This window comes from Afipia dichlorophenoxyacetatis (assembly GCF_055386385.1).
On sequence record NZ_AP029250.1, the window covers coordinates 537,001 to 550,530 of the forward strand.

A 13,530-nucleotide genomic window follows, 5' to 3' on the forward strand; every position below is an offset into this window, starting at 1 on the left:
GCAAACTGCGCCGTTTTGCCACATCCTGCAAGACGGCGCGGCTTGTGAAGAGGTCAGGTGCTATGCGACCGCCTTGGCTGCGGCGCGGCCGGCGTTGCGTCCGGAGAAAAGACAACCGCCGAGGAATGTCCCTTCCAGCGCGCGGTAGCCGTGCATGCCGCCGCCACCGAAGCCGGCGGCTTCGCCCACGGCATAGAGACCCGGAATGATCTGGCCGTTGGCGCCAAAGACACGCGCGTCCAGATCGGTCTCAAACCCGCCGAGTGTTTTGCGCGTGAGGATGTTGAGCCGCACAGCGATCAAAGGCCCGTGCGCCGGATCGAGGATCTTGTGCGGCTTCGCGGTGCGGATCAGCTTGTCCCCGATGTAACGCCGCGCATTGTGGATGCCCATCACCTGGGTATCCTTGACGTAAGGATTGTCGATCTCGCGGTCGCGGGCTTCGATCTGCTGTTTGATGCTCTCGAGGTTGAGCAAGTTTTCCCCGCTGAGCTTATTCATGGCGGTGACGAGATCCGCAAGATTGTCGCGAACGATAAAGTCGATGCCTTTCTGCTTGAAAGCTTCCACCGGTGCAGGCGCGCCTTTGTTCAATGCGCGGCGGACGGTCATGCGCCAGCTCTTGCTGGTCAGGTCCGGATTCTGTTCCGAGCCCGAGAGCGCGAATTCTTTCTTGATGATGCTCTGGGTTAGAATGAACCACGAATACTCGTAGCCGGTCTTCATGATGTATTCGAGCTGACCGAGCGTGTCGTAGCCGGGATAGAGCGGCGAAGGCGGGCGCTTGCCCGTGGCATCGAACCACATGGAGGATGGGGCCGGCAGAATACGAATGCCGTGTCCGGGCCAGATCGGTGACCAGTTGTGGACACCTTCGACGTAGTGCCACATGCGATCGCGGTTGATGAGGCGCGCGCCGGCGGCTTCGGTAATGCCGATCATGCGGCCATCGACATGGGCGGGCACACCGCTGACCATGTTTTTCGGGGGAGTGCCGAGGCGCTTCGGCCAGTTCTGCCGCACCAGATCGTGGTTGCCGCCGATGCCGCCCGAGGCAACGATCACCGCCTGCGCTTTCAGCGAGAAGTCGCCCGTGACTTGACGCGACGAATTAACACCGCGCGGTTCCGACGATGGCTCCAGCGCTTTCCCGCTGACGCCTGTGATGTGGCCAGCCGTCGTGTCGAGCGAATCCACACGATGCCGGAACTTGAATGCGATCCGGCCTGTCTTCGCATGTTCGCGCGCACGGCGCTCGAACGGTTCCACCACGCCGGGCCCTGTGCCCCAGCTCACATGAAAGCGCGGAACCGAGTTGCCGTGCCCCATAGCGTCGTAGCCGCCGCGTTCTGCCCAACCGACAACGGGAAAGATCCGGTGGCCCATCGCCTGCAGCCAGGCTCGCTTCTCGCTGGCGGCGAAAGCAACGTAGGCCTCAGCCCAGCGCCTGGGCCAAAGGTCTTCGTCGCGATCGAAACCTGCAGTGCCCAGCCAGTCCTGCAAGGCGAGGTCGTGCGAATCCTTGATACCCAGCCGTCGTTGTTCTGGTGTGTCAACGAGGAACAGCCCGCCCAATGACCAAAAGGCTTGCCCGCCGAGATTCTGTTCGCCTTCTTGCTCGACGACAATGACGCGCTTACCGGCGTCAGCTAATTCCGTTGCGGCAACAAGACCGGCAAGGCCCGCTCCCACGATGATGACATCGGCATCGTTCGCCATTTCGTTGTCTCCCCCATTCGTTCAATTGAAGCGTGGGGTGTGAAGCCGGGTCAACGAAATTTCTGCGCGAGACAAATTCTGCACAAAGTCAGAGTCTACTGACGATGGCGTGGGCCAGTGGACCAGTGTCGTGTGTTCCATTGGCCTGTGCAGCAAGCCAGCAACACCATACCAGAAATCTTTTTTGCACCGCAGGTCGCGCTAGACAAAATGCCTGACTCGCAACACGCTGTTGGTGCCCTGACAACTTCGCATCACCAGGGCGACGGGGCCTGTGAATGAGACTTGTGACGGGGATTCTCGCGGCGGTTCTTCTTTTGGCAGGTGTTGGCGCAAGTCATGCCGTAATGCGAATCTCCGACGACAGGGGCGGCCGCATCGGAACTTACGTCGATCGATTTCAAAGTCTTCGCGGTTCCGGCGAAACCGTGATGATCGATGGCCTGTGTGCATCGGCCTGCACCATCGTTCTGGGCGCTGTTCCTCGCGACAAGATTTGCGTCACCCCGCGAGCCGCGCTTGGATTCCACGCGGCCTGGGACCCCGGTGCCGGTGGCCGGCCAGTGACGAACTCCGAGGCGACCCGGATGCTCTACGAAATGTATCCGTCATCGATTCGCCGATGGATTTCACACCGCGGTGGATTAAAGCCACGGATGATTTTCCTGCGGGGCCGCGAACTCGCGAACATGTATCGGCCTTGCTATCTTGATGCGCAGGCCTCAGCCCATCCGACCACACACCGCTAGTGTGGTGGTTCAGAAGTTCGCTCGATTTTTTCTGCGAGTCCTTCCAGCGACCTTCTGAACCTAAGCCACACTAGAATCATAAATTTGCTAGTGTCCTCCCGAATCCAAAGTTCGCTACGGAGCGCGCTGCGGCACGAGGCGAACTTTGGATTCGGGACACTAGCGGCTCAATTCTCCAGCATTGCCAAGGTTTTGCTCCGCGTCATGTGATCACAGGGCGCGCCGGCAACGCTTGCCCGGTGACGCCATGGGCTTTATCTGGTCCTGTTAACCGGTGATGTCGTCCTTGCACGCGATATCAGGATCAAGGAACGGATCATCATGGAGAAAACCACCCGGCCGCTGATTGTGGTTGCTGCGTTTGCGGCAAGTCTCGCGATTGGTCTGCTGGTGACGCTGTGGCTTGTCGGCGGTTTCCGCGGCGCTGCGGCCCCGGCCGCGATCGGCGGACCGTTCCAGCTGACGGATCAGGCCGGTCAGAGCGTCACCGAGAAAAATCTCGTGGGTCGTCCGACCATCATCTTCTTCGGTTTCACCCACTGTCCGGATGTGTGCCCCACATCTTTGTTCGAAATGTCCGAAGTGCTGCGCGCCATGGGGCCGGATGCGGACAAGATCAATGCCTTTTTTGTGTCGGTTGATCCCGAGCGGGATACTCCGCAGGCCATGAAAGATTACCTTTCCAGTTTCGATCCGCACTTGAAGGGACTGACGGGAAGCAACGAGGCGATCGCCAAAGTGATCTCGGCGTATCGTGTCTACGCCAAGAAAGTCCCGCTCAAGGACGGGGACTACACCATGGATCACACCGCGCTGATCTATTTGATGGACCGCGAGGGCAAATTCGTGCGGCCCTTTGACCTGAAGCGGAAGCCCGAAGAAGCTGCGGCCGATCTGAAACGGTATCTCTGAAGTCCACCGCGCTTTTGCTCGCGTCCTTCCCCGGATCGTCTATAAGACCGTCACGCGGACGTCTTGGACAATGCAACCACAGATAGCAAAACCTTTTCAGCCCCGGTCATACGGAACAGTCGTGCTGGCGGCCGGATGGCTGTGCATGGTGCTGTTGGGAACCGTTTCGACGGCCGCGGCGCAGCAGGCGGCGGCGCCCGACAGCAAGCCGAAGGCAAGTGCCCCTCAGGCGGTTCCTGGGTTCTGGGATCCAAGGCGGCGGCCCGAGCGGCCCGACCTGTCCCGCCTGAGCGTGATCCGGTTTATGACCGAAACTGACTACCCGCCGTTTAATTTCACGGGTCCCGACGGCAATCCGGCGGGCTTCAACGTCGATCTCGCGCGGCTGATCTGTGAAGAGATCAAGGTCACTTGCACGATCCAGATGCGCCGGTTCGAGACGCTGGTCGATGCAATCAACAGCAACCGTGGTGATGCGATCATCGCATCCATGGCAGTTACCTCGCAGCTTCGCGCCAAGCTCGATTTCAGCGACCCATATTACCGCGCGCCGGCCCGCTTCGTGTCGCGGCGCGATGGGGTCATGGCGGAAGTCCGGCCGGAATATCTCGAAGGCAAGAAAGTCGGTGCCATCGCGGGCTCAGCGCATGAGGCCTATCTGAAGACGCTGTTTACCGATGCGCAGGTCGTCAGCTTTCCGAACGACGACGCGCTGCGCACAGCTCTCCGGCGCGGTGATGTCGATTTTATTTTCGGCGATGCCATCTCGCTCGCACTGTGGATCAACGGCACGGATTCCGGTGATTGCTGCGCTTTCAGCGGTGGCCCCTTCGTCGAGAGCCGCTATTTCGGCGAGGGAGTAGGGATCGGGGTGCGCCGTGGTAATGATTTGCTGCGCCAGGCGCTGAATTGGGCCATGTTCCGATTGTGGGAAAAGGGCCGTTACACCGATCTGTGGCTGCGCTATTTCTCGGTCAGCCCTTTCTAGTCTCCCCGAGGCAAGCGAGTGAGCACCATGAGGACGGCGAAGCTGAAAAGGATCGCCGCAGCCGGCCTGGCGCTGCTCGGCTGGGCCGCCCTCGTGCTTCAGTATGTCCTGTTACTTCAGAACGCGAACGCCCTTGGCTTGTCGGCGACCGAGGGAACCATCAGGTTCTTCTCGTTCTTCACCATTCAATCAAACATCCTCGTCGCACTGGTTCTGACCGCGTTCGCCATCAAAAGCGGGCCGGATGAATGGCTGGTGCATCCTTTCGTGCGCTCAGCCGTCGGCGTCTATATCGCGATGGTCGGGATCGTGTACTTCGCCGTGCTCCGCCAACTTTGGGCACCGCAGGGGGCGCAATGGATCGCGGACGTGGTGCTGCATTATGCGATGCCGCTTGGTTATCTGGCCTTCTGGCTGACATGCGTCCGCAAAGCGGGACTGTGGTGGTACGATCCGCTGCTCTGGCTGATTTACCCGCTGTTTTACCTCGCCTTTATCCTTGTCCGCGGGAAATTGGCGGGTTTTTACCCCTATCCCTTTGTCGACGCCGGGACCTTGGGTTATGCCAAGGTTGCGTTTAATACACTTGGGTTGCTGATCGTCTGCGCTGCGCTCGGCACCGTTTTTGTCATGGTTGGCTGGTGGCTCTCGCGCCGGCAAAAACCCTGATCTTGTCCGGGCGCGGAGAATTCGATGTCGAATGAGATGCCTACCGCAAGCGACCTGCGGGCGCTTGCCGAACAATCCAATGCCTGGCCGTTTGAGCAGGCCAAGAAAATCGTCGAACGGCTGAAGAGGAAGCCGAAAGACGAGGTGTTGTTCGAGACCGGGTATGGCCCCTCCGGCTTGCCGCATATCGGAACGTTCGGCGAAGTGGCGCGGACGACCATGGTCCGTCATGCGTTTCGTGTCCTCACCGAAGACAAGATCAAGACCCGCCTGCTGGCGTTCTCCGACGATATGGACGGTCTGCGCAAAGTGCCGGACAATGTGCCCAACAAGGAGATGTTGGAGCAGGATCTCGGCAAGCCGCTGACGCAGGTGCGCGATCCGTTCGGCACGCATCCGAGCTTCGGCGAGCACAACAATGCGCGGCTGCGCACATTTCTTGACGCGTTCGGTTTTGGCTACGAGTTCGCGAGTTCGACGGAATACTACAAGTCTGGCCGTTTCGATGCGACGCTGCTCCATATGCTGGCGAACATCGACAAGGTGATGGCCATCATGTTGCCGTCACTGCGTGAGGAGCGTGCCGCGAGCTACTCACCGTTCCTTCCGATCTCGCCGCGCACCGGCGTGGTGCTGCAGGTGCCGATTGTCGCGCACGATGTAAAGGCCGGGACAGTGTCGTACGATGATCCCGATACAAAGGAGCGCATCACCGTTCCTGTGACCGGCGGTCATTGCAAACTGCAGTGGAAGCCCGATTGGGCCATGCGGTGGGTCGCGCTCGGTGTCGATTATGAAATGGCCGGCAAGGACCTGATCGACTCGGTGAAATTGTCCGGGAAGATCTGCAGCGCGCTTGGCGGCACGCCGCCGGAAGGCTTCAACTACGAGCTTTTCCTTGATGAAAAGGGCCAGAAAATATCCAAGTCGAAGGGCAACGGCCTGACGATCGACGAATGGCTGCGCTACGCTTCGCCGGAATCGCTGTCGCTCTTCATGTACCGGGAGCCGAAGGCGGCGAAGCGTCTGTATTTCGATGTGATCCCGCGCAACGTCGATGACTATCAGCAGTTCATCGATGGCTATCCGCGTCAGGACGGTAAGCAGCGCCTGAGCAATCCGGTCTGGCACGTTCATTCCGGCCAGCCACCGCAAGGGGACATGCCGGTCACGTTCCAGTTGCTGCTGACGTTGGTGTCATCATCGAATGCGGAGAACGCCGAAACCCTGTGGGGCTTTATCGGCCGCTATCGTCCGGGCGTTACGCCGAAGACGCATCCGAAGCTCGACGCGATGGTCGGTTATGCGATCAACTACTATCGCGACTTCGTGGCGCCCACGAAGCAGTTCCGGCAGCCGACAGATGGCGAACGTGTCGCGTTGCAGGATCTGCGGGAGGCATTGTCGCAACTGTCGTCAGACGCGTCAGCCGAAGACATTCAGAACGTGGTCTATGAGATCGGCCGCCGCGAGCCGTTCCTTGATCACGTGAAGAAGGGCAAGGATGGCCGCCCCGGCGTCTCGCTCGATTGGTTCAACATGCTCTATCAGGTGCTGCTCGGGCAGGAGAAGGGGCCGCGCTTTGGCTCATTCGTCGCGGTCTATGGTGTGCCGAACGCGATCGCGATGATCGACGGAGCATTGGCGCGGTCGACTTGATTTGTTGCTAATGGTGACGCCGTCACTGGTGTCGCCATTCAGCATCGCGTGCCGTTACTTTTACTGGCTTGCCCAGACGATCCGGGCCATCCATTCGACGTCGGAGATGGCCAACGTGCGCTCACTATGGCCGGGATCCACCGACTGCAGCTCGATGGTCTTTGCGGTTCGCCGCCGCAGCTCCTTGAGCATGATTTCGCCGTTTCGGGCTTTCAGCACGACGCGATCACCGCGACGGACCGGAGCGGCGGGCGACACCACGATGATGTCGCCGTCGCGATAGGCCGGCTTCATCGCGTCGCCGGAAATTTCCAGGGCGTAGGCGTGTTGATCGCTGACCGATGGAAGTCCAGCTTCGTCCCAGCCGTCGCCGATGATGGGCAAGCCGCTCTGATCGAATCGGCCGCTGGCGCCGGCCTCTGCAAAGCTGAGAAGAGGGACGGATTGTACGCCACGTGCCGTTTCATCGATCAGTTGGACGAAGGTGTGGATCGTCGTCCCGGTCGCAGCCAAAGCCTTCGAGACCGATTCGGTCGATGGCCATCGCTCGCGCCCGTCGCTGGTGACGCGCTTCGATTTGTTGAACGTCGTGGGATCGAGCCCGGCGCGTTTTGCGAGCGCCGACGGTGATAGCCCTGCTTGTGCGGCCAGGCGGTCGAGTGCGGTCCAGATCTGATTGTGGGTCAGCATGGTGTCGCCGCGTTTCTGAGCCGGGTCGACCGGATCCGGGCAGTGACTTCTATCAGGAAGTTAGGAATTATTACCTTAAGTGATCGAACCCTGCAATCCACCCCTGCGGGCGGGAGGCTGGCCTTGAAGTCGCCGAAGCGCGCCGATACGGTCGGCGGCAAGATCGGCCTGATCCTGAAAATCTCAAAAAATCCAACGGCTAACCGAAACCCACAAATCCGTGTCCACGATTTACAAAGTTTGCCCCGCCTCGGCATGGCGCGAGGTCGAGCGTCAGGGCGCCTATCGCGGCAGCGCTGACGACCGGCGCGATGGATTTATTCACTTTTCCACAGCGTCCCAACTGCCCGGCACCCTCGCCAAGCATTTCGCCGGCCAGACCGGACTTTTTTTGATCGCGGTAGATGCTGACGAGCTTGGCGATGCGTTGAAGTGGGAGCCATCACGCGGTGGGGAGTTGTTTCCGCACCTTTACGGCGAACTGGATCTTGGCGCGGTCAGAGAGATCTTTGATTTGCGCGCCCGCTCCGATGGCTCGCATGACATTCCGGAGCTGCCCAAGTGATCCGCGCCTTCGATACATTCACACTGCCGTTGCTGCGACGGCTTGATGCTGAAGATGCGCACCGGCTGGCGATCAGCGGATTGCGGATGATTCCTCCCGGCAAGCCGCGCCCCAGCGATCCGCAGCTCGCGGTGCGGGCTTTCGGTCTGAACTTTCCCAACCCGGTGGGGATGGCCGCTGGCTTCGACAAGAATGCCGAGGTGCCTGATGCGCTGCTGCGGCTGGGCTTTGGATTTGTCGAAATCGGTTCCGTGACGCCGATGCCGCAGGCGGGCAATCCGCGTCCACGGTTGTTTCGTCTCGAGCGGGATTCCGCGGTCATCAATCGCATGGGCTTCAACAACGACGGCGCAGAGGCTGTGCTGCGGCGTCTTGCGGCGCGTGCGGGGCATGGCGGGATCGTCGGGGTGAATGTCGGCGCCAACAAGGATGCGGCGGATCGCACCGCAGACTATGTGCGGCTGATTGAGCTGTTCGCGCCTGTCGCGAGCTATTTCACTGTCAACGTGTCGTCGCCGAATACGCCGGGGTTACGCAACTTGCAGCAGGCCGCTGCCTTGGACGATTTGCTGGCACGGGTGATCGATGCGCGCGAGCGCGTGCGCAAGAACGCGGGCGACTCGCCGTTGCTGTTGAAGATCGCGCCTGATTTGACACTGGCCGAGCTCGACGATGTGGTTCACATCGCGCGCTCGCGGCGCGTCGATGGCATGATCGTGGGCAACACCACGATCTCTCGACCTGCTTCACTGCGGGATCTGGATCGAGCGAAAGAGCAGGGCGGATTGTCGGGGCGGCCGTTGCTGCGGTTGTCGACCCGCATGGTGGCAGAAACTTATGTTCGCGCTGAAGGCGCCTTTCCTTTGATCGGTGTCGGCGGCATCGACACCGGCGGCGCCGCGTTGATGAAGATCCGCGCCGGCGCGACCCTGATCCAGGTTTACTCGTCGCTCGTGTACAAGGGTCTTGGCCTCGTGGACGACATCAAGGCGGACCTCGTGTCGACCTTGCGGCGTACCGGCCGTGATCATCTCTCCGAGATTGTCGGCGCGGATGCTGCGACCATTACCGCCGAGCCTTGGCCGGAATAGGTTTCACCGTAGGCTTCAGCGAGCTTGTGGCGTGATCAGGCGAAGGTCGTTCGGACCAACGCGGGATATCGCCACGCCTGCAGCAGGCCGCGCGAGAGGAAGAAGATCAGCAGCGCAATCCAAAGCCCGGCGTTACCAAGAGGAAGCAGCAGCGCCCACGAACCCAAGTAGATGACAAAGGACGTGATCATCAGGTTGCGCATGTCGCGTGCCCACGTCGCACCGATGTAAATGCCGTCATAGCTGTAGGCCATCACGCCGCAGATCGGAGCCAGTGCGGCGAGCCACATAAAGTCCCGCGCAGCGGCGCGAACCTGTGGGCTGGTGGTCATGACATCGATCAGGTTTGCACCGCCCAATGCAAATACGATGGTCACGGTGGCGCCGAATGCAAAGCCCCAACGAACCACCAGCCTGACGGCCTGTGAGAAATTCTTACGATCGCGCGCGCCGAGGCTGCGGCCGCAAAGTTGTTCGGCTGCGTTCGCGAGGCCATCAAGGAAGAATGATCCGACAAGGATGAAATTGTTCAGCACGGCATTGGCGGCGAGTACATCGTCGCCAGCGCGTGCGCCTTGAGCCGTGAAAAACAGGAACGCGCCAATGAGTGCCGCCGTGCGGATCATGATGTCGCGGTTGATCGCAAGCATATGCAGGAGCTTCGTGCGATCGAACAACACGTGATGGGGAATGTCGATGCGCCCGCCGAGGAGGCGCCATGTGACAATGGCGCCAGCGATTAATCCGGTTGCTTCGGCAATGATCGCGGCAACTGCGGCACCAGTGATGCCCCAGTTGAGACCAAGCACGAGCCATGCGGTCATGGCCATGTTGACGACGTTGATCACGACTTGAAGGGTCAGCGCGACGCCGGTGCGCGCCTGTCCGATCAGCCAGCCCAGCATCACGTAGTTTGCCAGCACGAACGGCGCCGACCAGAGCCGGATCGAGAAGTAAAGCCGCGCAGCGCGTATCACTGCATCGCTTCCGCCCATGATGCCGAGCATGAAGGTTGATAGCGGAGCTTGCAGGATGATCAGGACGATGCCGACCACCGCGGCGATCAACACTGCCCGGATCAGAACGGCTTGGACCTCCGTACGATCTTTGGCGCCAACGGCCTGCGCCGTAAACGCAACGGTCCCCATGCGCAGGAAACCGAATAGCCAGAACATGCAGTCAAATATGATGCAGGCGATCGCGACGCCGCCGAGCAGTGCAGGTTCACCGAGGCGGCCGATGACGGCGGTCGCCACGATGCCGAGAAACGGCGTCGTGAGATTGGCCAGCATCGCCGGGCCAGCAATCGCAAAGACCCGGCGTGTCGTGACTTGAAACGGTTCGGTCAATCAGCGTGGCCGATTGGAATTGAACAGCCGTGAAATCAACCAGATCGGAACGACGATCACGGCGCCGAGCAGGAAGTACCGCCATAGACCGTTGATCGCATCGAAGCCGAGATTCCAAATCCATTCGAACAAGCGGCGGATGCTCTGGACAATATTCCACGGATCGAAGCCGATCGTCGCCAGAACGACACCGACGAGAATCGACAGCAAAATCAACCGCAGCAGCACCGCCAGCGGCGAGCCGCCGAGAAAGCGCGACAGGTTATCGTTTCTCGCGGGCAAGTCTCTCACGTCGTCCGGCATCAGGGTCTCCCGAATGGTGCTTCGCCTGCAATCTTGCTCAGCATAACACGCCAAATGGGAAATCTCGCTGTTCTCGTCAATGTTTCTCGGCGAGGGCGGGCAATGAATTTTTGGCTTCGGAGATTAACATTCGTTCAAGTGTCTCAAGCCTGTCAGCATCTCGCGGCGGCTTGTCCCAGCGCAGGCGATTGATCCGGGGGAAACGCATGGCGACGCCTGATTTATGCCGCGCCGAACGCGCCAGTCCTTCGAAGGCCACTTCGAAGACGAGGCCCTGATCAGGCTCATGCACGACATGACGGACCGGGCCGAATTTCTCGGTAGTGTTGCGGCGAACGAAGCGGTCGATTTGAATCAATTCCTCGTCGGTAAATCCGAAATAGGCCTTGCCGACCGGGACAAGCTGATCGCTTTCACCATCATTCGTCCAGACTCCAAACGTGTAATCGGAATAGTAGGACGAGCGCTTGCCGTGGCCGCGCTGCGCATACATCAGCACGGCGTCGATGATGTGGGGATCTCGCTTCCATTTCCACCACTGGCCTTTCGGGCGGCCCGGCAGATACGGCGCATCGCGGCGTTTCAACATGACGCCTTCGATCGCTTCGGCATTTTCACCGGCGCCTGCACTGGCGGGATTGGCCCGAGCCGCAGCCAGATCGTCCCACGTCGTGAACGGGATGAGTGGCGAAAGATCGATACGCGGATCATCGAGCTCTGCGATGAACGCTTCAAGTTTTGCTCGGCGTTCGACGAATGTCAGCATGCGCAGGTCGTTGTCGCCATCGCTGAGCAGATCGTAGGCACGCAGATGAACGGGATAGTCCTTCATCAGCTTTGGTGTCACGCTCTTGCGGTTGAGCCGTTGCTGCAGAACGTTGAATGTCTGAACGCGGCCATCGCGCAGCACAAGCAACTCGCCGTCGATTGCGCCGGGTTGCCGCAGCGACGGCACCAGATCCGGAAAGCTCTTGGTGATGTCTTCTCCGGTTCGGGAATAGAGGCGCGTGACGATGGCGTCGTATTCATCGCGCCCGCTGACGGCTTGAACACGGATGCCGTCCCACTTCCACTCCGCGGTGAAATCTTCCGGCGCAAGGCTCGCGAAATCGGCATCTTCGATGGCATGTGCGAGCATCACCGGCCGGAATGGAGCGGCATCGAGATTGACGGGTTTGTCCGCGCGGCCTTCCAGCCACGCAAAAAGATCGAGATAGGGCGGCGTCAGTCCGGGCCACAGCAGCTCAACATCGTGGGCGTCCTTATCACCGAGCGCTGCCGCAGCGGTTTTGGCGAGGCGTGCCGAAACACCGATCCGCAGGCCGCCGGTGACAAGCTTGAGAAGCGCCCAGCGACCTGTCTCGTCGAGTTCATCGAGCCAGCGCACGAGTTGTCCAGGAATTTCCGTTTTGCCCAGCGTATTGAAAGTGGTCACCACCTCGGTCAGGGTCGGTGGCGGCGGCGTGTTGGTGGCGCGCCGGTCTGCGGGCCACATCAATGCAACAGTCTCGGATAGATCGCCGACGTAGTCATACGACAGTGCAAACAGCACCGGATCGGTGCGGGCGCCGATGAGATCGCGGATCAGTCCAGCCTTCGCGTGGCGAAAGGACAGCGCACCGGTCAATGCCGCCAGTGCGTAGCCGCGGTCCGGATCCGGTACTTCGCGAAAGTAATTGGTGATCAGCCGCAACTTGTTGTTGCGTCCGGGCTCATAGGCGAGGCGGTCGAGCAGCTGTGCAAAGCGGTTCATGACCCGGATGCCTCATCCGTTGCGGCATCACTTTCATCCTCGTCGCCATATCCCACCAGATCGAGCGGCCGCGCTTTCAGTCCCTTGCTTTGGCACCAGTGGACCAGCGCATCTTCCTGTCCATGGGTCACCCAGACTTCGCCGGCGCCCGTTGCATTGATGGTCGCGCACAGACCATCCCAATCGGCATGGTCGGAAATCACCAAGGGCAATTCGATTCCCTTCTGCCGCGCGCGGGCGCGCACCCGCATCCAGCCCGATGCGAATGCTGCGACAGGATCGGGGAAGCGTCGCGTCCAGATGTCCGTGATCGCCGAGGGTGGCGCCAGTGTTATGGTGCCGGCGAGGTCGGCCTTCTTCATGCCTTTGACCAGCCGGAGCTCGCCGAGCGCAATGCCACGGCTTTCATAATAGCGGGTGATCTTCTCCATCGCGCCGTGCAGATAGATTGGCGCGTCGTACCCGGCCTCGCGTATCAGCGCGATGACGCGCTGTGCCTTGCCGAGCGAATAGGCGCCGACCAGATGCGCGCGTTCTGGAAACAGCGCGACCGATGACAACAGTTTCGAGATTTCACCGATCGGGTCGCTGTGGCGAAACACCGGCAATCCGAACGTCGCCTCGGTAATGAAGACGTCGCACGGGACGATCTCAAACGGGGCACAGGTGGGATCAGCCGTATCCTTGTAGTCCCCCGACGCGACGACACGGGTCTTGCCGCTGGTCACCGCGATCTGCGCGGAGCCGAGCACATGGCCCGCGGGATGAAACGTCACGCTCACCTCGCCGAGCATGATCGTTTCGCCGTAGGCGATGGCTTGCGTGCTGCGCGCGAAGTTGTCGCCGTAGCGCAGCCGCATCATGTCGAGGGTTTCCTGCGTGGCCAGCACCGCGCCGTGCCCTGGGCGGGCGTGGTCGGAATGGCCATGGGTAATCAGCGCCCGCTCGACAGGCCGCACCGGATCGATGTGAAACCCGCCAGGTTTGCAACAAAGTCCAGCAGCGACGGGCATGAGGATGTCTTGCGGACGCATCTCGGATATATAGGCGGCCCTCAGCGTCATTCGAGTCTGCCCATATTTG

Annotated in this window: 13 protein-coding genes; 7 read left to right on the forward strand and 6 right to left on the reverse strand. The window is 60.5% G+C overall.

Annotation, left to right across the window (positions count from 1 at the left end; all coding sequences use genetic code 11):
* Nucleotides 1–60: 60 nt before the first annotated feature.
* Entirely contained in the window at nt 61–1,719 is a 1,659-nt protein-coding gene (locus ACZ5C3_RS02500) for an FAD-binding dehydrogenase (RefSeq protein ID WP_464035008.1), read from the reverse strand.
* Nucleotides 1,720–1,997: 278 nt separating this feature from the next.
* Here ACZ5C3_RS02500 and ACZ5C3_RS02505 point away from each other — a divergent pair, with 278 nt between their 5' ends.
* The 5 genes from ACZ5C3_RS02505 to ACZ5C3_RS02525 all read left to right on the forward strand — a co-directional run bounded on the left by ACZ5C3_RS02505 (nt 1,998) and on the right by ACZ5C3_RS02525 (nt 6,696).
* A complete protein-coding gene (locus ACZ5C3_RS02505) occupies nt 1,998–2,468 on the forward strand; it encodes a hypothetical protein (protein WP_464044492.1) in 471 nt (156 codons plus the stop codon).
* A gap of 321 nt (nt 2,469–2,789) precedes the next feature.
* Complete coding sequence (locus ACZ5C3_RS02510; protein ID WP_464035010.1) at nt 2,790–3,380, forward strand: SCO family protein; 591 nt, start codon at nt 2,790–2,792, stop codon at nt 3,378–3,380.
* A 70-nt stretch (nt 3,381–3,450) separates the two neighbouring features.
* Complete coding sequence (locus ACZ5C3_RS02515; protein ID WP_464035012.1) at nt 3,451–4,368, forward strand: transporter substrate-binding domain-containing protein; 918 nt, start codon at nt 3,451–3,453, stop codon at nt 4,366–4,368.
* 27 nt (nt 4,369–4,395) lie between these two features.
* Nucleotides 4,396–5,037 (forward strand): Pr6Pr family membrane protein, encoded by a 642-nt coding sequence (locus ACZ5C3_RS02520; RefSeq protein ID WP_464044493.1) that lies wholly within the window; start codon nt 4,396–4,398, stop codon nt 5,035–5,037.
* A gap of 24 nt (nt 5,038–5,061) precedes the next feature.
* On the forward strand, nt 5,062–6,696 hold the full coding sequence (locus tag ACZ5C3_RS02525; RefSeq protein WP_464035014.1) for a lysine--tRNA ligase: 1,635 nt from the start codon (nt 5,062–5,064) through the stop codon (nt 6,694–6,696).
* 60 nt (nt 6,697–6,756) lie between these two features.
* Here the strand turns inward: ACZ5C3_RS02525 and ACZ5C3_RS02530 are convergent, their stop codons facing one another.
* Nucleotides 6,757–7,386, reverse strand: coding sequence for a S24 family peptidase (locus ACZ5C3_RS02530; protein WP_464035016.1), 630 nt, complete (start codon nt 7,384–7,386; stop codon nt 6,757–6,759).
* 220 nt (nt 7,387–7,606) lie between these two features.
* Between ACZ5C3_RS02530 and ACZ5C3_RS02535 the strand changes: the two genes are divergently transcribed.
* Nucleotides 7,607–7,951, forward strand: coding sequence for a DUF952 domain-containing protein (locus ACZ5C3_RS02535; RefSeq protein ID WP_464035018.1), 345 nt, complete (start codon nt 7,607–7,609; stop codon nt 7,949–7,951).
* On the forward strand, nt 7,948–9,042 hold the full coding sequence (locus ACZ5C3_RS02540; protein ID WP_464044494.1) for a quinone-dependent dihydroorotate dehydrogenase: 1,095 nt from the start codon (nt 7,948–7,950) through the stop codon (nt 9,040–9,042). Before ACZ5C3_RS02535 ends, ACZ5C3_RS02540 begins: the two co-directional genes overlap by 4 nt.
* Before the next feature lie 35 nt (nt 9,043–9,077).
* On the opposite strand, the gene ACZ5C3_RS02545 is transcribed toward ACZ5C3_RS02540, so the two are convergent.
* From ACZ5C3_RS02545 to ACZ5C3_RS02560, 4 genes are all read right to left on the reverse strand, one after another.
* Nucleotides 9,078–10,334 (reverse strand): MATE family efflux transporter, encoded by a 1,257-nt coding sequence (locus tag ACZ5C3_RS02545; RefSeq protein ID WP_464044769.1) that lies wholly within the window; start codon nt 10,332–10,334, stop codon nt 9,078–9,080.
* Between the two features lie 57 nt (nt 10,335–10,391).
* Nucleotides 10,392–10,694, reverse strand: a complete 303-nt coding sequence (locus tag ACZ5C3_RS02550; protein WP_464035019.1) for a DUF6460 domain-containing protein — start codon at nt 10,692–10,694, stop codon at nt 10,392–10,394.
* Nucleotides 10,695–10,770: 76 nt separating this feature from the next.
* The gene (locus ACZ5C3_RS02555; protein WP_464035020.1) at nt 10,771–12,447 is read right to left on the reverse strand and encodes a cisplatin damage response ATP-dependent DNA ligase; all 1,677 of its coding nucleotides are present in this window, start codon (nt 12,445–12,447) and stop codon (nt 10,771–10,773) included.
* The gene (locus ACZ5C3_RS02560) at nt 12,444–13,481 is read right to left on the reverse strand and encodes a ligase-associated DNA damage response exonuclease (RefSeq protein WP_464044770.1); all 1,038 of its coding nucleotides are present in this window, start codon (nt 13,479–13,481) and stop codon (nt 12,444–12,446) included. The genes ACZ5C3_RS02555 and ACZ5C3_RS02560 overlap by 4 nt, the downstream gene beginning before the upstream one ends.
* Nucleotides 13,482–13,530: the final 49 nt, after the last annotated feature.